Genomic DNA, 23,002 nt, shown 5'->3' on the forward strand with positions numbered 1-23,002 from the left:
GGGAGGGTTAGGGAGGGGGCATCACACCTCTCCGTCCCCGCTCCCGGACCGCCCGCGCGTCCACCCCCAGCGCCTTGATGCGGGAGGCGAGCGTCGTCGGCGGCACGCCCAGCCGTTCGGCGGCGCCGCCGGGACCCGACACCTTGCCGCCCGCCGCCTCCAGCGCCGCGACGATGTTGGCCCGTTCGCGGGCGCGGAGGTCCTGCGCCGTCTCGATCGTCGCCACGCCCGGCGTCGCGACCGCCGCCGCCGGGACCACCGCCGGCTCCCCCGCCGGCAGGTCCAGATGGATGCGCCCGTTGCGCGCCAGGATCGCCGCCCGCTCGATGACGTTCTGCAGCTCCCGCACGTTGCCGGGCCAGCGGTAGGCCGCCAGCCGGCGGACGTCGCCCTCGGTCAGCGCCAGCGGCCCGCAGTTCAGCCTTGCCACCGCGTTGCGCAGGGCGTGGGCGGCCAGCAGCGGGATGTCCTCCGGCCGGTCGCGCAGCGGCGGCGATACGATGGGGAAGACGTTCAGGCGGAAATACAGGTCCTGGCGGAACCGTCCGCGCTCCACCTCCGCCCGCAGGTCGCGGTTGGTGGCGGCGACGATCCGCACATCGACGGCGCGCGTCCGCTCCTCCCCGACCCGCTCGAACAGGCCGTCCTGCAGGACCCGCAGCAGCTTGCCCTGCAGGTCGGGCGGGATCTCGCCGACCTCGTCCAGGAACAGGGTGCCGCCGTCGGCCAGCTCGAAGCGGCCGACGCGGTCGCGCAGCGCGCCGGTGAAGGCGCCGCGGGCGTGGCCGAAGAACTCGCTCTCGAACAGCTCGCGCGGGATGGCGGCGCAGTTCACCCGGATCAGCGGCCGGCCCGACCGCCGGCTGGCGTCGTGGATGGCGCGGGCGATCAGCTCCTTGCCGGTGCCCGACTCGCCGGTGACGAGGACGGAGGCGTCGGTCGGCGCCACCAGATCGACCTGCCGCAGGATGGCCTGGATGGCCGGGCTGCGGCCGATGATGCCCTGGTGGTTGCCGGACAGGCGGATTTCCTCCTGCAGATAGGTGTTCTCCAGCTCCAGCCGGCGACGCAGCCGGTCGACCTCGGCCAGCGCGGCGCGCAGCCGCTCCTCGGCCTCGCGGCGCTGGGAGATGTCGCGGAAGACGATGACGGCGCCGGCGACCACCCCGTCGCCATGGATCGGCGTGCTGGTGTACTCCACCCAGATCGGCCGGCCGTCGCGCGACCAGAACACCTCGTCGGACACCCGATGCACCTCGCCGTCACGGAAGGCGGCGTAGATCGGGCATTGCTGGGCGGGGTAGGGCGCGCCGTCCGGCCGGTGGTGGTGGACGAGCGCGTGCATGTCGCGGCCCAGCAGATCCGCGGCGGACCAGCCGAGGATCCGCTCCGCCGCCGGGTTGACGAAGGTCGTCAACCCCTCCGCGTTCACGCCGTAGATGCCCTCGCCGGCGGCCTGCAGGATCAAGCGGTTCTCGCGCTCGAACTCGTGAAAGACGCGCTCGACCCGCTGCCAGGCGCCGAGCCCGTCATGCAGGTACAGTTCCCCCTCCGCCTCGATGTCGCGGCGGCGGCGGGCGTCGAGGTCGTGCAGGGTCAGCAGCAGGACGCCGCCGGGCAGCAGCGCGCCGGCATACTCCAGCCGCAGCGCCGCGCCGCCGGCGTGGCGGGCCGACAGGCTGCGGGTCCAGTAGACGCCGCGGTCCAGCACCGCTTCGGTGAAGACCAGCAACGCCGGCTCCTGGCCACGGTGGAGGTCGACGATCGCCATCCGCCGCAACAGCGCACCGTCGTAGCCGAGCAGCCGGCAGGCCGCCGGGTTGGCGTCGAGGATGCGGCCGGATTCCAGCGCCACGACCAGCGCGGCCTCCACCCCGCAGTCGAAGACCGGCCAGCCGTCACCGTCCGCCATGCGCGTCACCCCCCCGCAATCACGAATTCTCGTGTTTTTCTCACGACATTCCGCGTTTACGATATCTCGTTACTTACCGCATAGCACCGGCCACGGCGGTTTCCAAGGCTTCCAACGGCGTCCCGCTCTTGGCACGCCGTTTGCCAATCCCACCCCGGACCGACAACCAACCGGGAGAGTGTGATGAAGCGCGAAGACCTGACCGAGAAGATCCTCGACATCAAGCGCGAGCGGGACCTGAGCTGGGCGCAAATCGCCGAGACCATCGGCGGCAGCTCCCCCATCATCATCACCGCCGCCCTGCTCGGCCAGATGAAGCTGACCAAGCCGCAGGCCGAAAAGGCCGCCGCGCTGTTCGGCCTGTCGCCGGTCGAGGCGAAGATGCTGAACGAGGTGCCCTACCGCGGCTCCATCCCGGCGATGCCGCCGACCGACCCGCTGATCTACCGCTTCTACGAGCTGGTGATGGTCTACGGCACCACCTTCAAGGAGCTGATCCAGGAGGAGTTCGGCGACGGCATCATGTCGGCCATCGACTTCGAGATGGACATGGAACGCCTGCCCCACGCGAAGGGCGACCGGGTCAAGCTGACGATGTCCGGCAAGTTCCTGCCCTACAAGTATTACGGCAACGACGAGACGGTGCCCGACTACGGCTTCGGCGACGCCTGACCACCGACGGAACCGACGGCAAAGCCCGCCGCCCCGCCGGGGCCGGCGGGCTTTCATTTTGTGTGCGAATTTTACCTCCGACGTAATCGATCGGCGGCGTGCCGATGGGCGATCGTGTCGGTGCCGGGCTGTTCCGGCCGACACGAAAGGACGAACGCCATGACCGCCACCCTGGACGCCGCCGCCATCGCCGACCGCTACATCGCCACCTGGAACGAGACCGACCCCGACCGCCGCCGGGCGCTGATCGCCGCCGGCTGGGCGGAGGACGCCAGCTACCTCGACCCGCTGGCGGGGGTGCGCGGCCACGCCGAACTGAACGCCCTGATCGACGCGGTGCAGCGGCAGTTCCCCGGCCTGCGCTTCTCGTTGCGCGGCACGGCGGAGGGGCACAACGACCGCCTGCGCTTCTCCTGGTCGCTGGCGCCCGCGGGCGGCGCGCCGGTGGCCGGCGGGACCGACTTCGCGGTGCTGGCGCCGGACGGCCGGCTGCTCAGCGTCACCGGCTTCCTCGACCACGCCCCGGCCGCCGCCTGAACCGCCCCTCATCACCCGCGAGGTCGATCATGAGCACCGTTTCGAACGCCACCGAACCGCTGAACGAATTCGGCTTCATCCGCGCCGACGACGGCGTCCCCCTGTTCTACCGCGACTGGGGCCAGGGCCGGCCGGTCGTCTTCGTGTCGAGCTGGTCGCTGCACTCCGCATCCTGGGGCTACCAGATGGCCGCCCTGGCGGAGCAGGGATGCCGCTGCATCGCCATCGACCGCCGCGGCCATGGCCGGTCCGGTGAATCGCCCTCCGGCTACGGCTTCGACCGGCTGGCCGACGACATCGCCGCCCTGCTCGACGGCCTCGACCTGCGCGGGGTCACGCTGGTCGGCCATTCGATGGCGACGGGCGAGATCGTCCGTTACCTGACGCGGCACGGCAGCGGACGGGTGGCGCGGGTGGTGATGGTGGGGACGATCACGCCGGCGCTGGGCCGCAGCGACGACAACCCCGACGGCATCGACCCGGCGACGGCCGAGGCGTTCCGGTCGGACTGCCTGCTGCGCGACTTCCCGAAATGGCTGGACGACAACATACGCCCCTTCCTGAACGCCGAGACGTCGGTGGCGATGATGGGCTGGGTCACCGGCATGGCGCTGCAGGCGTCGCTGAAGGCGCTGCTGGACTGCCACCGCGCCATCACCTCCACCGATTTCCGGGCGGAGCTGGCGGCCATCGACGTGCCGACGCTGGTGATCCACGGCGACCGCGACGTCACCACCCCGCTGGCGCTGGCGAAGCGGACGGTGGCGCTGATGCCCAACGCCACCCTGTCGGTCTACCGCGACGCCCCGCACGGCCTGTTCCTGACCCACATGGAGCGGCTGAACGACGAACTGCTGCGGTTCGTCCGGGAACAGCCCTGAGCTTGCCCCCGGCCATCGGCCGTCTGGACGACTGACCGCGGCGGCCCCCGCCTGCTACCGTCCGAGACCGCCGACCGTCCCGACCAAGGAGAGTGCGCCCCATGCCCCAAACCGCGTCCACCGCAACGCCGGCCCGGCTGGGTGCCCGACTGGCCCAGCCGCCGGTCGGCGCCCTGCTGCGGTCGTGGCGCCAGCGCCGCGGCTTCAGCCAGCTCGACCTGGCCTGCGAGGCCGACATCTCGACGCGCCATGTCAGCTTCCTGGAAACCGGGCGGTCGCAGCCCAGCCGGTCGATGCTGATCCATCTGGCCGAACGGTTGGACGTGCCGCTGCGCGAGCGCAACGCGCTGCTGGTCGCCGCGGGCTACGCCCCGGTCTACAGCGAACACAGCCTGGACAGCCCGGCGATGCAGGCGGCGCGCAAGGCGGTCGATCTGGTGCTGGCCGGCCACGAGCCCTTTCCGGCGCTGGCCGTCGACCGCCACTGGCATCTGCTGGCGGCGAACCGGGCGGTGGCGCCGCTGCTGGACGGGGTGGCGGCGGCGCTGCTCACCCCGCCGGTGAACGTCCTGCGCCTCAGCCTGCACCCCGACGGGCTGGCCGGCCGGATCGGGAACTGGGCGGAATGGCGCGACCACATCCTGACCCGCCTGTCGCGCCAGATCGAGGTCGCCGCCGACCCGGCGCTGATCGCGCTCCGCAGCGAATTGCAGGGCTATCCGGCCCCGACCACGGCCACGCCGTCGCCACCCCCCGGCGGCGACGGACACCCCGACGTCGTGGTGCCGCTGCGGCTGCGCACGGCGGCCGGCACCCTCAACCTGTTCAGCACCACCACCGTCTTCGGCACCGCCGTCGACGTGACGCTGTCGGAACTGGCGATCGAGGCCTTCTTCCCGGCCGACGCGGAGACGGCGGACCGCCTCCGCGCCGCGCTGGCGCCGTAGCCGTCTCAGCTCATCGCCACCAGGCTGGCGTTGCCGCCGGCCGCGGTGGTGTTGATGCTGAGCGAGCGCTCGTTCAGCAGCCAGGCGATCTGCACCTCCTCGACACCCGACGCCAGCCCGGCGCTCGACACCGCCTGGATCAGCACGATCGGGCCGGGCAACTCGGCGATGCGGCGGTTGACCTCGAGCCGCCGGGCGGCGTCACCCTCCACCACCGCCCCGGCCAGCGCGCCCGCCATCCCCTTGGCCGCTTCCCAGCTCGCCGTCACGCGGACACGGGCGGCAAGATCCGGCGGCAGGCTGCCGAGGCGTGACGCGATCCCGGCCGGCGCATCGACCACCGCGTCGTTGCCGGTGGCGAAGACCGCGCCCAGCATCAGGACCAGCCCCTGTTCGGTCTGCGGCAGCAGCAGGATGCGGCCGCGCCGATCCAGGCTGTAGAGGTTGCTCTCGCCCACCGGACCGGGCAGCTCGACGCTGCCGCCCAGCGGCGACCGCTCGGCGACGTCCAGGCAGCGCGCCGCCTCGGCCACCATCCCCTGCCCCTTCAGCCATTGGGCGAAGGCCAGCGCCGGCGCCCGGTCGGCCGCGGTCCCGCGCACGCCGACGTCCACCGGCGGACGGACCGACAGCAGCCGCGTCAGGTAGAGCGGGCCGCCGGCCTTCGGGCCGGTGCCGGACAGGCCGTGGCCGCCGAAGGGCTGCACGCCGACCACCGCACCGATGGTGTTGCGGTTGACGTACAGGTTGCCGGCGGCGATCCGGCTGGTCACCCGCTCGACGGTGGCGTCGATGCGGGTGTGCAGGCCGAAGGTCAGGCCATAGCCGGTGCCGTTGATGGCGTCGACCAGCCGGTCGAGATCGTCGCGGCGGTAGCGCAGGACGTGCAGCACCGGCCCGAACACCTCGCGCTCCAGATCGGCGATGCGGTCGATCTCGATGATCGTCGGCGCCACGAAGGTGCCGTGGGCGGCCTCATCGGGCAGCGGCAGGGCGGTGACGCGGCGGCCCCTGGCGCGCATCGCCTCGATGTGGCGGTCGATGCCGTCGCGCGCCTCCGCGGTGATGACCGGGCCGACGTCGGTCGCCAGTTGGTCGGGGTTGCCGATGCGCAGTTCGCGCAGCGCGCCCTTCAGCATCGCCAGGGTGCGGTCGGCGATGTCCTCCTGCAGGCAGAGGATGCGCAGGGCCGAGCAGCGCTGGCCGGCGCTGTCGAAGGCCGAGGCGACGACATCGCCCACCACCTGTTCCGCCAGCGCCGAGCTGTCGACGATCATCGCGTTCTGCCCGCCGGTCTCGGCGATCAGCGGGATGACGGAGCCGTCCGGCGCCAGCCGGTCCGCCAATTGGCGCTGGATCAGCCGCGCCACCTCGGTCGAGCCGGTGAACATCACCGCCCGCGTGGCCGGGTGGCCGACCAGCGCGGCGCCGACCGCGCCGGCGCCGGGCAGAAGCTGCACCGCGCCGGCCGGGACGCCGGCGGCGCGCAGGATGCGCACCGCCTCGGCGGCGATCAGCGGGGTTTCCTCCGCCGGCTTGGCCAGCACCGGGTTGCCGGCGGCCAGCGCCGCGGCGACCTGCCCGGTGAAGATGGCGAGCGGGAAGTTCCACGGGCTGATGCACACCACCGGTCCCAGCGGCCGGTGGCTGTCGTTGGCGAAGCGGTCACAGGCCTGGGCGCCGTAATAGCGCAGGAAGTCGATGGCCTCGCGCACCTCGGCGATGGCGTTGGACGCCGACTTGCCGGCCTCGCGGATGATCAGCCCCAGCAGGGTCGGCAGCCGCGCCTGCAGGGCGTCGGCGGCGCGCATCAGGCAGGCGGCCCGCTCGGCCGGCGGCGTCGCCGCCCAGACCGGTGCGGCGGCCTCGGCGAAGCGGAAGGCGTCGGCGATGTCGGCCGGCGTGGCGTCGACCGCCTGCCCGACGATGTCACGGTGGTCGGCCGGGTTGCGCACCGGTTGGGCCGCCCCGCCCCCCTCGCCGTCCGCCAGCAGCGGCGCGGCGGTCCAACGCACCGCCACGCTCTCGCGCAGCGCAGCGGCCAGCGCCGTCAGGCTGTTCTCGTTCGACAGGTCGAGCCCGGCGGAGTTCGGGCGCTCCGTCCCGAACAGGTCGCGGGGCAGCGCGATCAGCGGGTTGCGCGTGCCGACCGGCAGCGCCGCCCGCGCCTGGGCTACTGGGTCGGCGACCAGCTCGTCGATCGACACGCTCTTGTCGGCGATGCGGTTGACGAAGGAGCTGTTGGCGCCGTTTTCCAGCAGGCGGCGGACCAGATAGGCCAGCAGCGTCTCGTGGGTGCCGACCGGGGCGTAGACGCGGCAGGGCCGCTTCAGCGGGCCGACGACCTCCTTGTACAGCGGCTCGCCCATGCCGTGCAGGCACTGGAACTCGTAGCGGCCGACCTGGAAGTCGTCGCCGGCCATCCGGTAGATCGTCGCCAGCGTCTGGGCGTTGTGGGTGGCGAATTGCGGGAACACCGCGTCGGGGGCGTCCAGCAGCCGGCGGGCGCAGGCGACGTAGGACACGTCGGTGTGGAGCTTGCGGGTGTAGACCGGGAAATCCTCCAGCCCATCGACCTGGGCGCGCTTGATCTCGCTGTCCCAATAGGCGCCCTTCACCAGCCGCACCATCAGCCGGTGACCGCTGCGCCGGGCGAGGTCGACGATGAAGTCGATGGTGTAGGGGCAGCGCTTGCCATAGGCCTGGACGACGAAGCCGATGCCGTCCCAGCCCGCCAGCGTCGGATCGAAGCACAGCGATTCCAGCAGGTCGAGCGACAGCTCCAGCCGGTCGGCCTCCTCCGCGTCGATGTTCAGGCCGATGTCGTAGTCCTTGGCCAGCCGGGCGAGTTCGCTCACCCGCGGCAGCAGCTCCGCCATCACGCGCTGGCTTTGCGCACGGGAATAGCGCGGGTGCAGGGCCGACAGCTTGATCGAGATGCCCGGCCCGTTGTAGATGCCGCGCCCGGCCGACGCCCGGCCGATGGCGTGGATCGCCGTTTCATAGTCGGCGTAATAGCGGTCGGCGTCGGCCGCCGTCGTCGCCGCCTCGCCCAGCATGTCGTAGGAGTAGCGGAAACCCTCGGCCTCCATCTTGCGGCTGTTGGCCAGCGCCTCGTCGATGGTCTGGCCGGTGACGAACTGCTCGCCCATCATCCGCATGGCGAAATCGACGCCACGGCGGATCAGCGGCTCGCCGCCGCGCAGGATCAGCTTGGTCAGCGCCGAGGACAGCGCCTGTTCACCCAACACCCCGGTGACCTTGCCGGTGACCAGCAGCCCCCAGGTCGCGGCGTTGACGAACAGCGACGGGCTGTTGCCGAGGTGCGAGCGCCAGTCGCCGCCGGCGATCTTGTCGCGGATCAGCGCGTCGCGGGTGGCGCGGTCGGGGATGCGCAGCAGCGCCTCCGCCAGGCACATCAGCGCCACGCCCTCCTGGCTCGACAGGCTGTATTCGTGGATCAGCCCCTCGACCCCGCGCGCCTGCGGCTTGGCGCGCAGCGCGGCGATCAGCGTCCGCGCGGTCGCTTGCGCCGCGTCCGTCACCGCCGCCGGCAGGGTCGCCTGCTCGACCAGCCAGGACACGCAGTCCGGTTCCGGCCGGCGGTAGGCGTCGGTGATCGCCTGCCGCAGCGCCGTCGCCGTCCGGATCGGCGGGGCGAAGGCGGCGAAGGGACCGGCGCCGGGGTCGGGCGCGGGCTGGGGCGCGGGGGTGACGGCAACGCTCGGATCGATCATGGGGGTCATCATCGGGCTCTGGGTCGGGGCTCAGGGTGTGTCGGTCGGCCGGGAGCGATCCGGGCGCAGGAGAGAACGAAACGCATCTCGTGACGCCATGCCGGTCAGGCGGACATCGCATGATCGGACCATCGGTTCAGCGTTCAAACGGTAACCCGGAATGCCGCCGTGGCTCCATAGGGTATTTTCGCTGTTTCCCCGATGATTGTTCTGTTTTGGAGTTTGCACGACTCATGAATGACGGCAATTTCGCCGATCTTCCGCAGCATTGCCTTGATTCACCTGCGGATTCCGCCGCCGGCACGGCAACCCATCCGCCCAATTCGGAAAATGACCACAGAATCCGGAGATCAGACGGCAAGCCGACGCTCATCCCATCCATCATCTTGTGTTCCGGTGAAAATTCCGCATCCTGCAATGCGACCGCCCCAGCCCCCAGTGACGGCGGGCGGCACGGTCCCCACCTCATGGGACCGGTTGCAGCCACAGCGATACAACACGAAAGAATCGTCGGCGTTCCGGCCCGTCTGCCGAAGATACGGCGCCAGGGTCGGGTCAGCCGACCAGGCGGTCCCGCTGCGGGGTGAACCAGCCCAGCCCGGCCAGCGTGCCGGCGCGCGGGCGGTATTCGCAGCCGACGAAGCCGCGATAGCCCAGCCGGTCCAACTCCGCGAACAGGAAGGGATGGTTCAGTTCCTCCCCCGCCGGTTCGTGGCGGGACGGGACCGAGGCGACCTGGATGTGGCCGGTGATCGGCAGCAGGCGGCGCAACGCCATGGTGACGTCGCCGTGCAGGATCTGGCGGTGATAGAGGTCGAACTGCAGCTTCACGTTCGGCAGCCCGGTCTCGGCGATCAGCCGCTCGGCCAGGGCGAAGTCGTTCAGGAAATAGCCGGGCATGTCGCGGCCGTTGATCGGCTCCAGCAGCAGGTCGATGCCGCGCTCCGCCAGCGCCCCGGCGGCGTGGGTCACCGCGCGGCGGTAGCTGGCCTGGGCCGCCGGATCGGCGGGATCGGCCAGCCCGGCCATCAGGTGCAGCCGCCGGCAGCCGGTGGCCTCGGCGAAGATCAGCGCCGTCTCCACACCGGCCCGGAGATCGGCGAAACGGTCCGGCAGCGCCGCCAGCCCGCGCTCCCCCGCCGCCCAGTCGCCCGGCGGCATGTTGAACAGCGCCTGGGTCAGGCGGTTGCGCTGCAGCCGCGCCGCCACCGCGTCGGGCGCGTGGTCGTAGGGGAACAGGAACTCCACCGCCTGGAAGCCGGCGTCGGCGGCGGCGTCGAAGCGGTCGAGGAACGGCCACTCCGTGAACATCATCGTCAGGTTGGCGGCGAAGATGGGCATGGCGTCGGACCCCCCGTCAGGCACTCCCCCAGGCGGGGAGCCGCCACCGTGCCATCGTCGCCGCCTTCCGGCAATGGCTCCCGGCAATGGACGGCGGCGGCCCACCTGACCGGATGGCCAGCCCGGGTTTCCTCGCGCCACACCCGCCCCATATTCATGCACCGGCGTCGTGGTCATATGACAAATGTATTGACTCCGGCGCAGTGTTTGTGTGCAGTGCAATATAATGCATGCCGCCACACGCCGGACCATGGCGTCGCCCGCGGTACACCCCAACATTTCCGACTGCGTGGAGATGTCATGATCGAGTTGCTCTTTGTGGTCTGCCTGCTCTCCGAACCCGACCGGTGCTCCGTCGAACACCCGTCGTTCCAGGAGCCGTTCACCAACGTGATGGCCTGCTCGCGCACCGGCCTGTTCCGTGCCGCCGAGTGGGCGCAGCAGCATCCGAAATACACCGTGCGCCGCTGGCGCTGCGAACCGCGCCAGACCTGACGCGGGCCGGCACGGCGAAGGGGCCGCCAGGGCACCTCAGCGCACCCGCAGCGTCTCCCAGACGTCGCGCGCCTGAGCGGTGTCCCGCACGTCGTGGACGCGCAGGATCTGGACACCCTGCTCGAACGCGGCCAGCGCCGCGGCGAGCGATCCCGGCAGCCGGTCGCGCGGCTCGGCGGCGTCCGCCCAGCGCCGGACCAGCCCCTTGCGTGAGAAGCCGGCCAGCACGCCGCAACCCAGCCCATGCAGCAGGGAGAGGGCGCGGGTGACGGCGGCGCCGTGCTCCATCCGCTTGGCGAAGCCGATCCCCGGATCGACCAGGATGCGCGCCCGGTCGAGCCCGGCGGCCTCGCAGTCGCGCAGGCGCGCCGCCAACTCGTCGAAGACGTCGAGCACCGGATCGGCGTAGGCCGGCGCTTGGTTCATGGTCGCCGGAACGCCGCGCATGTGCATCACGACCACGGCCACGCCCGGATTCAGCGCCATCGCGTCCGCCACCACCGCCAGCGCCCGCGGATCGTGGCCGAGGCCGGACACGTCGTTGACCAGCCGCGCCCCGGCGGCCAGCGCCGCCACCATCACCGCCGCGCTGCGGGTGTCGACCGACACGACGAGTCCGCGTTCCGCCAGCCGGGCGATCACCGGGACGACGCGGGCGATCTGCTCCTCCGCCGGAACCGCCGCCGCGCCGGGGCGGGTCGATTCCGCCCCGACATCGACGATGTCGGCCCCGTCGGCCGCCAGTTGCATCCCGTGGGCGACGGCCCGGTCGACGTCGAGGTAGAGCCCGCCGTCCGAGAAGCTGTCCGGCGTGACGTTGACGATGCCCATCAGCCGGGGCCGGTCGAGCGACAGCCCCAGCACCGGGGGCCGCGCCGCCGTCAGCCGCGCCAGCCGGTCCCGGCCGCTGTGCCGCACCGGCGCCGGCAGACGGCCAAGCCACGCCTCCAATTCAGCCAGCGGCAGGATCCGGCGCTCGACCCCCGTTTCCGTGCGCAGCACCGCTTCGCAGCGGTCGAAGCGCAGCCAGCCGCCGGCCAGACGGCGCGCACCGGGCAGCGCCTGTTCCGGCGCCGTCAGCCCGAGCGGGCGCAGATACAGCCGGGAAGCCCCGCAGGAAGCCTCGTCGTCCATCAGCCCCCCTCTTTCGACAGGGGTGGGAGCAACCGGAAAGGAGCAGCCGCCTCCCCCGAAAGGGGCGCGTTCAATCCGCGCGAATGATTGTTATATAGACCAATCATCGTGACCCGGCGGAGCGGCCGTCCCGGCTGACAACCGCAAAGACGATATGGGGAATTCCGGTCATGCCTGTCCGCTTCGCGCTTGTCTTCGCCGTGGCCGCGCTGTCGGCCCTGCCCGCCGCCGCCAGCCCGGCGAACGATTACCCGACCGAGGCCAGGGCCGACTATGTGATCGGCTGCATGATGGCGAACGGCCAGTCGCACACCGTCATGCAGAAATGCGCCTGCAGCATCGACGCCATCGCCGACCGCATCCCCTACGACGACTACACGGCGATGGAGACGGTGAAGGTGATGGGCGACCTGCCGGGGGAGCGCGCCTCGCTGTTCCGTGGCGCCGGCTGGGCCAAGGATTTGATGGACCGCCTCCGCCAGGCCCAGATCGCCGCCGACCGCCAGTGCTTCTGACCCCCGGAACACCGGCGGCTACAGGGCCGGCCCGGTCTTCACCGGAACCGTCCGGGTGAAGGTGGCGCCCTTGGTGTCCTGCGCCACCACCTCCAGGCTGCCGCCCGTGCCGGGTACGAAGCTGAAGCGGATGTTGGGATCCTCGCTGATCGAGATGTCGGTGTCGATGTCCAGCACCGGCTGGCCGCCGTAGCGGATGGCGATCGACCGAATGTAGTGGGCCGGGATGTAGGTCCGGCTCACCTGATCGAACTGCAGCCCGCTGCTGTTGGGGTGGCTGATCAGCAATTGCGCGGTCGCCGGGCTGCCGGCCATCACCGTGTCCGGCAGGTTCACCTTGATGCGGCCGAGCCGCGCCAGCGCCTCCTGCGGGTCCTTGACCGCCGGGGCGGAGCAGCCGCCCGCCGCCTTGACGAAGACCCGGGTCATCATCAGCCGACCGTCCGCCGTCTCGCCGACGGCGCGGACGTTGGTGTATTCGTTGACGCGCACCCGGGTTTCGATGCTGTTGCCGGCGCTGGCCGGGCCGAAACGGACGGTCGCCGCCAGCGGCACCGGGTTGTTGTCGATGATCAGCGACAGGCTCTTCAGGTGAAGCGACGGCTCGACCTCGACCCGCACCGGCACCAGCGCCGCGTCGTAGGCGCGGGCCGGCGCGTCGATCCGCATCCGGTCGCCGGCGTCCTCCACCGGGCGATCCTTGAAATAGAGGTCGTGCAGCAGGTCCCAGCGCGCCGCGTCCTCCGCCGTGCCGCCATCGGCCGTGCCCCCGGCCGCCGTGGTGGCGCCGAGAACCGGTGTGGTCACAAGCATCAGGAGCCCGATCAGCCCCGCGAGCGGATGTCCGGCCATTGGTCCCTCCCTGTTTTCCTACTCCCACTCCAGCGCGGCGAAGGTCGCGGTGACGTTGCGCGGGTTGTATGCGTCGAACAACAGCCAGCGCGCCCGTTCGTCCTGCGCGACCTGGGTCACCGCCTCCTGGATGCTGCCGCCGGCCTTCAGCACCCGCCGCACCCCCTCGACCAGCGCCGTCAGGTAGCGCCGCTCCGGCTCCAGCGCGCCCGGCCAGTCGGCGACCGCCGGTCCCACCGCCGGTCCATGGCCGGGGACGACACGCACCGCCGGCACCCGGGCCAGCGTGTCGATCACGCCCAGCCAGCCGACGGCGCTGCCGTCCACCGCCGGAAGATGGTCGAGGAACAGCAGGTCGCCGGCGAACAGCGTCCCGGTCTGCGGATCGAACACCGTCAGGTCGTTGTTGGTGTGCGCCGTCGGGTATGCCGTCAGCACCAGTGTGCGCCCGCCGAGCTCGATCCGCAACGCGTCGGCGACCGGCTGGTCGACCCGCAGCGGCGTGATGCCCGCCGCCGCGTCGGCGCCGAGTTCGTCGGCCAGCCGGCGCTGATAGACCTCCTGCCGGGCGGCCACCGCGTCCTGGAGGTTGGCGTGGCCGGCGACCGGCACGCCGGCGAAGGCGGCGTTGCCGAAGATGTGGTCGGGGTGCATGTGGGTGTCGATGACGACGGTCACCGGCTTGTCCGTCCGCGCCGCGATGGCCTCGCGCAGCCGCCGCCCGACCTCCGGCGTGCCGCCGGTGTCGATGACCGCCACGCCGCTGCCGCCGACGATGAAGCCGAGGTTGGCGGTGTCGCCGCCATTGTCCGGCGCCGGCTCCGCGATCGCCCCCTGGTGGACGAACACCCCCGGCGCGATCTCCGTCACCGCCAGCGGGGCGGCGCGCGCCGCCGCCGTCGTCGCCAGCACGGCGGCGCACAGAACAGCGGCCAGCACCCGCGTCCTGCCCATGCCCGGCCTCCTCCTCATCCGTCGCTCCGCGGACCGGCGTCGCACAGCAGCGCCACCGCCACCGCCGGGGCGCAGTCGGCGGCGGCGGAGCGCCAGCGCTCCGGCAGGCCGGCGGCCGCCATCAGCGGGCAATGGGCGCGGCCGGTCCGTGCGGCGACGCGCTCCACCAGGAAGCGGCCGACCCCCGCCCCGACCAGCGGCGCGTCGTCCGGCACCACCCCGCGCGACACGACCTGGGCCAGCCCGTCCTCGACGGCGCGCGTCTGCCGGTCGATGAAGTAACTGGCGAGCCGCCGCCACGCCGCCGCGTCTGCGTCCGCCAGATCGGCGCCGATCATGCGGGTGAGTCGGCGTGCGCTCGCCTCCAGCCCCTTGTCGCGGCCGTCGGCGGTCGGGTGCAGGTCGGCGCCCTCCGGCAACGTGCCGGCCAGCCGATGGGCGTCGGCCATGGTGGCGAAATACTCCGCCATGACGCCGCGCCAGACGCCGTTGACCGGCGCGCGCGCCGCCACCGCCATGACCGGCGTGCGGACGACCCCGGTGTAGAGCAGCTCGCCGGTCTCCATCCGCGTCGCGTCGGTGTAGCCGGCGTTGCGCACCCGGCCATCGGCGAAGGGCACGATGTCGGTGGTGGTGCTGCCGATGTCGACGAGGATCCCGGCCGGCAGCACCAGCGCCGCCAGCGCCGCCGTCGCGTGCCAGTTGGCCGAGGCGACCTCCGCCACCCGCAACCGCGCCGTGGCGGGATCGAGAAACCCGGCCGGACCGGCGAACACCGCCAGTTCCACCCCCGGCAGCGCCGCCGCCAGCGTGTCGAGGATCCGCCCGACCCCGTCGGCGCGGTCGGCGAAGAGATCGACCAGTTCCCCGGTCATGGTGACCGCCGCGCGCGCAACCCGTCCATGCCGGCCGACGATGGCCGCCAGCGCCGCCTCCAACCGGTCGAGCCCCTGCCACAACGGGCACGGCTCCTGCGCCACCTCGACCAGCTCGCCGGTGGAGAACCAGGCCGCCTTGAGATGCGCGCCGCCGACGTCGAGGCCGAGGGTGATCGTCATGTCCGCAATCCTTCATCCAGCCAATGGGCGAACAGGCTGGCCACGGTCAGATCGGCCGAGGTGCCGGGGTTGATGCCCCGCCGCTTCAGCCCGGTGTCGAAGGCGAGCAGCCGTTCATGGCGTTCCGCGGCCGACGCCGCCGCCTCGACCCGCCGCCGCAGCTCCCGCGCTTCGGCGAGCAGCGCTTCGGCCGCCGCTTGGCCCTGCTTGCGCTCGACGTGGCTGTCGGGGAAGGCGGTCAGGAAGTCGAGATAGACCGCCTCGGCCAGCGCCACCGCGTCATCGCCGGGCATCGCCCGGGCGCGGGCGACGCCGATGGTGAAGACGTCGGCGTACCCCTCCGCATATTGCGCCGCGATGCGGTCGCGGGAACTGGCCGCCATCATGGCGGTCCGCAAATCCACCGTGGCCGGACCGGCGACGTCGTGCTCCGCGGCACGGCCCAGCCCGCCGGGCTGCGCCAGCCGGATCGCCGCGAAGGCCGCCTCGGCGTCCGCCACCGTCAGCCCCGCCAGCACCGCGCCCACCCGCGCCGGCAACGGCCGACCATCCGGCAACTCCGCGGCACGGGCCAGCGGGGCGGCCAGCAGCAGGATACCGAGGTTGGTGTTGCAGTCCACCACCCCCCGCGTCGCCCGCACCGCCGCCAGGATGCGTGCGCCGACGGGAACGCCGGCCCGCGCGATCTCCGGCGCCGCGACCGCCGCCGACGCCAGGAAGTCCTCGACCGTCATGCCATGGCCGGCGGCGTGGACATGGACGTTGCCGGGCTTCAGCGCCATCACCTCGGCCCGGCAGGCGGCGATGAACAGCCCGGCGATGTCCGGCGCCATCGCCCGCTCAACTGCCAAAGGACGCGCCAAAGGAGGCGTCGAGCAGGTCGGTGGCGAGCCGCCCGCCGTGGAAGCTGCGGCCGCTGTCGAGCGCCGTGACCACCACCCGCGCCGGCGCGAACAGCAGCGGGTCGATGGCGTAGAAGTCCTTGTTCACCGCGGCGAACACCTCGGCGAAGGGGCGGCCGTAGTCGCGCGACCCGGTGCTCGGCAGGCGTTGCGCCAGATCGGCGGCGGCGTCCTCCGGCCCGGTGACGAAGAGCTGGACGGTGCCGCCGAACAGGATGGCGTCGTTGGTCCGCCCCATCGCCGCGACGAAGCCCTTGCCGGGCGGCGGCAGCGGCGCGAAGCCGAGGCCGTCGACGACGCGCTCCAGCGGGAAGCCCAGCGCGTGCACCTTGTGCAGGGCGACCTCCAGCACGCGGGCGACGATCTGCACGGTGCCGGCCAGACTTTCCGTCGGCGTCAGCACCAGCGTCAGGCGGTCCGGCGCCACCCCGCAGGCTTCGGCGATCCGCTCCACCAGCGGAGCGGGCGGCACGGTGCCGCTTTCCAGCACGAAGACGGCGTCGTCGCCGCGGTCGCTGTAGCCCAGCTCGTCGAACAGCGTCTCCTTGCGGGCCAGCGCCCGCCCCGGCCCGGAGCCGAGCGCGAAGAAGGACCCGGCCTCGTCCTTGTGCGACAGGCTCCAGCCGGCATACTGGCTGCCGAGGCAGGCGAGCACCGGATCGGTGCTGTGCACCGCCACCAGGACGGGCCAGCGTTCGGCCTGGGCGTCGGCCTGCAGCGTCACCCGGCCCAGGCCGCCCATGCACAGCTCGGCGATGCGGCGGCCGGCCTCCATCCCGCCGGGGTGGGCGATGCCGGCGTCGACGATGGTCGCCCCCGCCACTTGGTCGATGCCCAGCCGCAGCCGGACGGCGTCCGCGACCAGCGCGGCGGTGAGCGGGGCGGCCAGGGCCGACAGGCTGGGGCGCGGCAGGACGCTGTCCATCACGATGCCTTTCCGACGATGACGCGCGCGGCCTCCATGGCGTCGCGGAAGTCGAAGGCGACCGCGGTGCCGCCGGTCTGCATGCGCTCCAGCAGCTGGTGTTGGACCTTGAACTTGACGTTGCCGATGGCGAGCGCGCCGATGCCGACCGCCTTCCCATCGGGAAGCGCGACGCCGTCGTCCTGCACGCCGACGCCCTCGACGCCGGCCGGCGGCACCGCGTTGATGTCGGCCGCGACCCGCAGGCGCCGCGCCGCGCGCAGATCCTCGGCGGTCAGCACCGTGACCCCGGCCTTGCCGCAGGCCAGCACGACCTCCGCCCGCTCCATCAGCGCCGCCTTGCCGTCCGCGGATGTGTCGGCGCAGGAGAGCTTTACGTCATAGCGCCGGCCGAACTCCTCCGCCTTGCCCTGCACCGCCGCGACGCCGCGGTGGCTGACCAGGGTGACGTTGCCGCCGGCCTGCGCGGCGATCAGCCCGGCAATGCCGCCGACCACCCCGGTCGCGCCATAGACCTGGACGTCGAGCCCCGTCAGGCCATCCACCCCGCCGCGCCGCAAGGCCCGCTCGACCACCGCAACCATCGCGGCGGCGGTGGTGAAGGCGCCCGACGGGTCGGCGAAGACCGAGATGCGGAAGGGCGGGAACATCGCCTTGCGGGCGGCGTCGAGCATGTCCAGCGCCATCGCGGCGTCGCGCCCGCCGATGAACAGGCCGGTGTGCGCCGCGTTCTTCGGATCGCGGGAGAACATGGCGTCCTGGGTCAGGGCCTCGACCTGCGCGGTGTCGATCCCGGTGTAGGGGACGACCGTGTCGATGCCGGCATCGACCGCCATGTTGACGTCGAACGGGCTGACGTTGGCCAGCGGCGTGATCATGTGCAGCACGTAAGGGGCGCTCATCCCTGCCCTCCTCCTTATTTCTCGCCCACCGCCCGGCGGACCGGCGGACCAAGCCCGATGGAAACCCCGCTCGCGGCGGCGGTGTTCTCGACCGTCGCGCCGATGTTGCGTCCGCGGCAGACCAGGATCTCCAGCGGCGTTCCGGCCCAGCGCTGCCGCAGCTGTCCGGCCATCCGGTCGGCCTGCCCGGCGTCACCGACGATGGCGAAGCCGGTCGGCCCCCAGGAGCTTTGCCCGACACCGGGGATGCCCTGGTCCTCCAGCCAGCCCAGCGCCTCGGCCACCAGCGGGCTGGTGAAGCGACCGCCCTGGGCCGGGGCGAAATGGTCGCCGACGATGCGCTGAAGCTCGCCGATGGCCTGGCCGAAGCGCTGGACGTCGCGCTCGGCCAGCGCCGGCAGCGCGACCATCAGCATCAGCCGGCAGAGATGCGCCGCCGCGTCGGGCGGAAAGGCGGGCAGGCGGCGGAACGCCTCGGCCTCGGGCGCGCCGTGCAGGCCGTGTCCGCCACTGTGGAGCAGCAGCAGGATGCGCCAGTCGTCGGGGAAGGGCGCGCGCGCGATCAGCGGCGGTGCGGCGTCGAGGCCCCCCCGCCCGCCGTCGAGCAGCACGCCGCCCTGCTCGAAGGCCGCTAGCCCGATGCCGGACCGCGCGCCGCGCTCCAGCACACGCGCCAGCTCGCGGGCCGCGGCGTGCCGTCCCTCCAGGCAGGCGAGCGCGGTGGCGACGGCAAGGTCGGTCTGCGTGCCGGAGCCCAGCCCGACATGGGGCGGGATCGCCTCCTCCACCGTCACCGCGACGGCGTCCGATAAGCCGGCGTCGCGGCTGAGGCGCTCGACGCTGCGGCGGACGCGGTCGGCGGACGGGCCGGTGACGGTCAGATGGTCGGCCGGGCGGACGCGCAAGGTGATCGCCGGACGGTCGATGGCGATGCCGAGGCTGCCGAAACGGCGCCCCAGCCCACCATTGAGATCCACGAAGCCGGCGTGCAGACGGGCCGGGGCATGGACCCGCACCTCCCCTATCCGATTGCGCTGATCGCTCATCTGCATTCCCTTTGCGCGGTCCACGACGCAGATGTTAGCGTTACGAACAAAATTTACCGCAGCGCGAACGAGTACCCCTGCGCAGTAGTCCGAACGGGGTGCGGTCGGCGGCGACAAGAACAGCGGGGAGGAAAATGGACATGGCCGGACCAGTCGTCTCGCCCCCAATCATCGTATCGGGTGCCGGGCGCGTGCCCACCGTTGCTGGCACGCACCCGGCCGGATCTTCACGAAGATGATCATCCCGTCCGTCATCCGGCGCCATGACTGCGGCCGGATGACGGACAGCGTTTCGCCCCAACGATCTCCCGCACAGGTGACCGCGGCGCCATGGCTTTCCTCTCCGACATCCTCTGCCCTTTCTGCGGGCTGGGGTGCGGCGATATCGGGATCGAGCAGGACGATTCCGGCATCACCCCCCGCCCCACCGGTTGCCCCGAGGCCGACCGGCTGTTCCGCCGCTCCGCCGCCGTGCCGACCGACGCACGGCTGGGCGGCGCAACGGTCCCGCTGGACCAGGCGGTGGCCGAAGCCGCCCGGCTGCTCGGCACCAGCCGCGCGCCCCTGATCGCCGGGCTGGCGGCCGACGTCGACGGCGTGCTCGCCGCGCTGACGCTCGCCGGGCGCATCGGCGCGACGGTCGACCACGAGCGGTCCGACGCGCTGTTCCGCAATCTGGCGGTCCTCCGGCGGTTCGGCTGGTCGGTGACGACGCTGGCCGAGCTGCGCAACCGCTGCGACCTCGTCCTGGTCGTCGGTCCCGACCCGGCCTCCGCCTTTCCCCGCCTGTGGGAGCGCTGGGTGGTGCCCGAGCCGGCCTTCCCGGCCGGCAGCGGTGACCGCAGCGTGGTCTTCCTGGGTGGGGAGCCTTTGCCCGAAACAGCGCGGCAGCTTGGCGGCCGGGTCGAAACGGTGGGGGTGGCGGGCGGCCCGCAACCCGACCTCGCCGGCCTCGTCACCGGTCTGCGCGTGGCGCTGGCGGATCGTTCGACAAATGGGCCGGCCGCCGCTTGGGCAGCCGAGCTGGCTGCCCGGCTCCGCGCCGCGCGCTACACCGTGGTGGTCTGGGCGGCCGGCCTGTTCGAGGCGCCGCAGCCCGACCTGATCGTCGAGTCGCTGGTCCGCCTGATCCGCACGGTGGACGGCACGACGCGCTGCGCCGGCCTGCCGCTGTCGGGGGCCGACAACCTGATCGGCGCCAACCAGGCCTGCACCTGGCGCACCGGCTTCCCGCTGCGCACCGGCTTCACCGCCGGTGTGCCGGGGCACGATCCCGAGCGGTTCGACTGGCGCCGGCGCGCCCGCGACGCCGACGTCGTCCTGTGGCTGTCCGCCTTCCGGCCGGAGTTCCCGGCGATCGAAACCGACGGCGCCGTCATCATGCTGGCCCCGCCGGAGGCCACCGTCACGCCGGAACCGGCGGTGTTCATCCCGGTCGGAACGCCGGGCATCGACCATGCCGGCGACGTGTTCCGCGCCGACAGCGTGGTGGCGCTGCACGCCGGGGCGCTGATCGACCGCGGCCTGCCCAGCGCCGCCGCGGTGCTGCGCCAAATCGACACCGCGCTCGGAAGCGCGCCCGGCGGGACATCCGCCCGCCTGGAGACTGCTCAATGCTGACCAAGCTGTCCGGCGGACGCCTGTTCGACCCGGCCAACGGCCGCCACGGCGAGACCGCCGACCTCTGGCTGCGCGACGGGCGCGTCGTCGCCGATCCCGGGCCGGGCGCCGCACCCGACGCCGTGCACAACGTGTCCGGCAAGGTGGTGATGGCCGGCGCCATCGACATCCACAGCCACATCGCCGGCGGCAAGGTCAATCTGGCCCGCCTGCTGATGGGGGAGGAGCATGAGAGCCACCGCTTCGCCGGCAGCCCCTGCGGCTGTGGCGGCGGCAGCGGCATCGCGACGCCCTCCACCCACACCACCGGCGCCCGCTACATCGAGATGGGCTTCACCGCCGCCTTCGAGCCGGCGATGCTCGGCAGCAACGCCCGCCACGCCCATCTGGAGATGAGCGACATCCCCTACATCGACACCGGCGGCTATCTGGTCCTGGGCAGCGACGATTTCCTGCTCGACCTGATCGCCACCAACGCCGGGCAGGCGGCGGTCAACGACTACATCGGCTGGATGCTGACGGCGACGCAGAGCCTCGCCGTCAAGGTGGTCAACCCCGGCGGCATCAACGCCTTCAAGTACAACGCCCGCACCCTCGACCTCGACGAGGCCGGGCCGCATTACGGCGTCACCCCGCGCACCGTCCTGACCACCCTGGCCCGCGCGGTGTTCGACCTCGGCCTGCCCCACCCGCTGCACGTCCATGGCTGCAACCTGGGGGTTCCCGGCAACATCGCGACGACGCTCGGCACCATCGAGGCGACGGCCGGCCTGCCGCTGCACATGACGCACATCCAGTTCCACAGCTACGACACCGCGGGCGACCGGAAATTCTCCTCGGGCGCCGCGGCGCTGGCCGAGGCGGTGAACCGCACGCCGACGCTGTCGGTGGACATCGGCCAAGTCATGTTCGGCCAGACGGTCACCGCGTCGGCCGACACCATGGCGCAGCGCCACACCGCCCCGCTGGCCCACCCGCGCAAATGGCTGGCGATGGACATCGAATGCGACGCCGGCTGCGGCGTCGTGCCCTTCCGCTACCGCGACAAGTCCTACGTCAACGCGCTGCAATGGGCGATCGGGCTGGAGCTGTTCCTGCTGCTCGACGATCCCTGGCGGGTGTTCCTGACGACCGACCACCCCAACGGCGCGCCCTTCACCTTCTATCCGGAGCTGATCCGCCTGCTGATGGACCGCGACTATCGGTTGGCCAAGCTGGCGGAGATCCATCCCGACGCGCCTGCCCACACCACGCTGGGCTCGATCACCCGCGAATACACGCTGGCCGAGATCGCCATCATGACCCGCGCCGCCCCGGCCCGCATCCTCGGCCTGCTCGACCGCGGCCATCTCGGGCCGGGTGCCTCGGCCGACGTCACCGTCTACACCGACCAGCCCGACCGCCGCGCCATGTTCGAGCGCCCGGACCTCGTCTTCAAGAGCGGGCAGCTCGTCGTGCGGGATGGTGCGCTGGTGGCGATGGCTCAGGGCTGCACCCACGTCGTCCGGCCCGGCTACGACAACCTGATCGAGGGCCGCATCGCCCGCCATTTCGACGAGCGGCTGGGCCTGCCGATCAAGCATTTCCGCATCCGCGACGAGGAGATCCGGCACGGCGCCGGTCCGCTCCTCCACCCCTGCCAGCGGCGGGAGGCGCCGTGATGGCGGAGATGCTCGTCAACGGCGTGCGCATCGAGGACACCTTCGCCGAGGCGTTCCCGATGACCTACACCCGGCTGGTGATCACCGCCGACACCCCTCATTGGGTCGACGCCGCGACCGCCAGCCTGACCGGCTTCGCCACCTCGGTCATCGGCTGCGGCTGCGAGGCGGCGGTCGAACGCCCGCTGACCCCGGACGAGACGCCGGACCGCCGGCCGGGCGCCGCGGTGATGATCTTCGGCATGTCCACCGCCGACCTCGCCAAGCACGTCGTCAACCGCGTCGGACAGTGCGTGATGACCTCGCCGGGGTCGGCCTGCTACGCCGGGCTGAGCGAGGGCACCAAGCGCATCCCGCTCGGCGGCGGCCTGCGCTATTTCGGCGACGGCCACCAGATCTCCAAGCTGTTCGGCGCCCGCCGCTTCTGGCGGCTGCCGGTGATGGACGGCGAGTTCGTCTGCGAGGACAGCGTCGCCGTGGCCAAGGGGATCGGCGGCGGCAACTTCCTGATCCTCGCCGCCAGCCACCGCCAATGCCTGGCGGCGGCCGAGGCGGCGGTCGCGGCGATCCGGCCGATGCCCGGCATCATCCTGCCCTTCCCCGGCGGGGTGGTGCGTTCCGGCTCCAAGGTCGGGTCGAAATACAAGAAGCTGATCGCCTCCACCAACACCTTCTTCTGCCCGACGCTGCGGGCGACCGAGCCCGGCACGCTGCTGCCCGACAATGTCGAGGCGGTGCTGGAACTGGTGCTCGACGGCACCGACGAGGCGGCGATCCGCGCCGGCATGCGGGCCGGCATCGCCGCCGCCGCGGCCGGCGGGACAGCGGCCGGGGTGGTGGCGATCACCGCCGGCAATTACGGCGGAAAGCTGGGGCCGCACCATTTCCACCTCCACGAGGTGATGGCATGA

General features: G+C 72.2%; 20 protein-coding genes. 9 read left to right on the forward strand and 11 right to left on the reverse strand.

Annotated features, from left to right (window positions below):
* Positions 1–7: 7 nt before the first annotated feature.
* Positions 8–1,912: a sigma 54-interacting transcriptional regulator gene (locus tag TSO352_RS10460; protein ID WP_109107248.1), complete on the reverse strand. Its 1,905-nt coding sequence runs from the start codon at positions 1,910–1,912 to the stop codon at positions 8–10.
* Positions 1,913–2,095: 183 nt separating this feature from the next.
* Here TSO352_RS10460 and cynS point away from each other — a divergent pair, with 183 nt between their 5' ends.
* The 4 genes from cynS (at position 2,096) to TSO352_RS10480 (ending at position 4,949) form a co-directional block, all read left to right on the forward strand.
* Positions 2,096–2,584: a cyanase gene (gene cynS / locus TSO352_RS10465; RefSeq protein ID WP_109107249.1), complete on the forward strand. Its 489-nt coding sequence runs from the start codon at positions 2,096–2,098 to the stop codon at positions 2,582–2,584.
* Between the two features lie 159 nt (positions 2,585–2,743).
* Positions 2,744–3,121, forward strand: coding sequence for a nuclear transport factor 2 family protein (locus TSO352_RS10470; RefSeq protein ID WP_109107250.1), 378 nt, complete (start codon positions 2,744–2,746; stop codon positions 3,119–3,121).
* Positions 3,122–3,150: 29 nt separating this feature from the next.
* Positions 3,151–4,002 carry an alpha/beta hydrolase gene (locus tag TSO352_RS10475; RefSeq protein WP_109107251.1) on the forward strand — a complete coding sequence of 284 codons (852 nt, stop codon included), beginning with the start codon at positions 3,151–3,153 and terminating at the stop codon, positions 4,000–4,002.
* 101 nt (positions 4,003–4,103) lie between these two features.
* Positions 4,104–4,949, forward strand: a complete 846-nt coding sequence (locus TSO352_RS10480) for a helix-turn-helix transcriptional regulator (RefSeq protein ID WP_109107252.1) — start codon at positions 4,104–4,106, stop codon at positions 4,947–4,949.
* 5 nt (positions 4,950–4,954) lie between these two features.
* Here TSO352_RS10480 and putA read toward each other — a convergent pair whose 3' ends face one another.
* Positions 4,955–8,686 (reverse strand): trifunctional transcriptional regulator/proline dehydrogenase/L-glutamate gamma-semialdehyde dehydrogenase, encoded by a 3,732-nt coding sequence (gene putA, locus TSO352_RS10485; RefSeq protein WP_199231552.1) that lies wholly within the window; start codon positions 8,684–8,686, stop codon positions 4,955–4,957.
* Between the two features lie 555 nt (positions 8,687–9,241).
* Entirely contained in the window at positions 9,242–10,027 is a 786-nt protein-coding gene (gene otnI, locus TSO352_RS10490) for a 2-oxo-tetronate isomerase (RefSeq protein WP_109107253.1), read from the reverse strand.
* A 300-nt stretch (positions 10,028–10,327) separates the two neighbouring features.
* Between otnI and TSO352_RS10495 the strand changes: the two genes are divergently transcribed.
* Positions 10,328–10,522 (forward strand): hypothetical protein, encoded by a 195-nt coding sequence (locus tag TSO352_RS10495; protein WP_109107254.1) that lies wholly within the window; start codon positions 10,328–10,330, stop codon positions 10,520–10,522.
* Positions 10,523–10,558: 36 nt separating this feature from the next.
* Here the strand turns inward: TSO352_RS10495 and folP are convergent, their stop codons facing one another.
* On the reverse strand, positions 10,559–11,656 hold the full coding sequence (gene folP, locus TSO352_RS10500; protein ID WP_109107255.1) for a dihydropteroate synthase: 1,098 nt from the start codon (positions 11,654–11,656) through the stop codon (positions 10,559–10,561).
* A 170-nt stretch (positions 11,657–11,826) separates the two neighbouring features.
* Here folP and TSO352_RS10505 point away from each other — a divergent pair, with 170 nt between their 5' ends.
* Positions 11,827–12,171, forward strand: coding sequence for a hypothetical protein (locus TSO352_RS10505; protein WP_109107256.1), 345 nt, complete (start codon positions 11,827–11,829; stop codon positions 12,169–12,171).
* Positions 12,172–12,189: 18 nt separating this feature from the next.
* On the opposite strand, the gene TSO352_RS10510 is transcribed toward TSO352_RS10505, so the two are convergent.
* From TSO352_RS10510 to TSO352_RS10540, 7 genes are read right to left on the reverse strand one after another with little or no spacing between them, the layout of a single operon-like run.
* Positions 12,190–12,984, reverse strand: a complete 795-nt coding sequence (locus TSO352_RS10510; RefSeq protein WP_247872016.1) for a quinoprotein dehydrogenase-associated SoxYZ-like carrier — start codon at positions 12,982–12,984, stop codon at positions 12,190–12,192.
* 57 nt (positions 12,985–13,041) lie between these two features.
* On the reverse strand, positions 13,042–13,977 hold the full coding sequence (locus TSO352_RS10515) for a quinoprotein relay system zinc metallohydrolase 2 (RefSeq protein ID WP_109107258.1): 936 nt from the start codon (positions 13,975–13,977) through the stop codon (positions 13,042–13,044).
* Positions 13,978–13,991: 14 nt separating this feature from the next.
* The gene (locus TSO352_RS10520; RefSeq protein WP_109107259.1) at positions 13,992–15,035 is read right to left on the reverse strand and encodes a hydantoinase/oxoprolinase family protein; all 1,044 of its coding nucleotides are present in this window, start codon (positions 15,033–15,035) and stop codon (positions 13,992–13,994) included.
* Positions 15,032–15,868 carry a triphosphoribosyl-dephospho-CoA synthase gene (locus tag TSO352_RS10525; protein WP_109107260.1) on the reverse strand — a complete coding sequence of 279 codons (837 nt, stop codon included), beginning with the start codon at positions 15,866–15,868 and terminating at the stop codon, positions 15,032–15,034. The genes TSO352_RS10520 and TSO352_RS10525 overlap by 4 nt, the downstream gene beginning before the upstream one ends.
* 7 nt (positions 15,869–15,875) lie before the next feature.
* Entirely contained in the window at positions 15,876–16,862 is a 987-nt protein-coding gene (gene mch, locus TSO352_RS10530) for a methenyltetrahydromethanopterin cyclohydrolase (protein WP_109107261.1), read from the reverse strand.
* Complete coding sequence (locus TSO352_RS10535; protein ID WP_109107262.1) at positions 16,862–17,764, reverse strand: NAD(P)-dependent methylenetetrahydromethanopterin dehydrogenase; 903 nt, start codon at positions 17,762–17,764, stop codon at positions 16,862–16,864. The genes mch and TSO352_RS10535 overlap by 1 nt, the downstream gene beginning before the upstream one ends.
* A 14-nt stretch (positions 17,765–17,778) precedes the next feature.
* On the reverse strand, positions 17,779–18,810 hold the full coding sequence (locus tag TSO352_RS10540) for a beta-ribofuranosylaminobenzene 5'-phosphate synthase family protein (RefSeq protein WP_109107399.1): 1,032 nt from the start codon (positions 18,808–18,810) through the stop codon (positions 17,779–17,781).
* A 330-nt stretch (positions 18,811–19,140) separates the two neighbouring features.
* On the opposite strand from TSO352_RS10540, the gene TSO352_RS10545 reads away from it, so the two are divergent.
* The 3 genes from TSO352_RS10545 to fhcD are packed head-to-tail and all read left to right on the forward strand — an operon-like array spanning position 19,141 to position 23,002.
* Positions 19,141–20,430 (forward strand): formylmethanofuran dehydrogenase, encoded by a 1,290-nt coding sequence (locus TSO352_RS10545; protein WP_109107263.1) that lies wholly within the window; start codon positions 19,141–19,143, stop codon positions 20,428–20,430.
* Entirely contained in the window at positions 20,424–22,091 is a 1,668-nt protein-coding gene (locus TSO352_RS10550) for a formylmethanofuran dehydrogenase subunit A (RefSeq protein ID WP_109107264.1), read from the forward strand. The genes TSO352_RS10545 and TSO352_RS10550 overlap by 7 nt, the downstream gene beginning before the upstream one ends.
* Complete coding sequence (gene fhcD / locus TSO352_RS10555) at positions 22,091–23,002, forward strand: formylmethanofuran--tetrahydromethanopterin N-formyltransferase (protein WP_199231553.1); 912 nt, start codon at positions 22,091–22,093, stop codon at positions 23,000–23,002. The genes TSO352_RS10550 and fhcD overlap by 1 nt, the downstream gene beginning before the upstream one ends.

This window comes from Azospirillum sp. TSO35-2, from assembly GCF_003116095.1.
Lineage (GTDB): Bacteria > Pseudomonadota > Alphaproteobacteria > Azospirillales > Azospirillaceae > Azospirillum.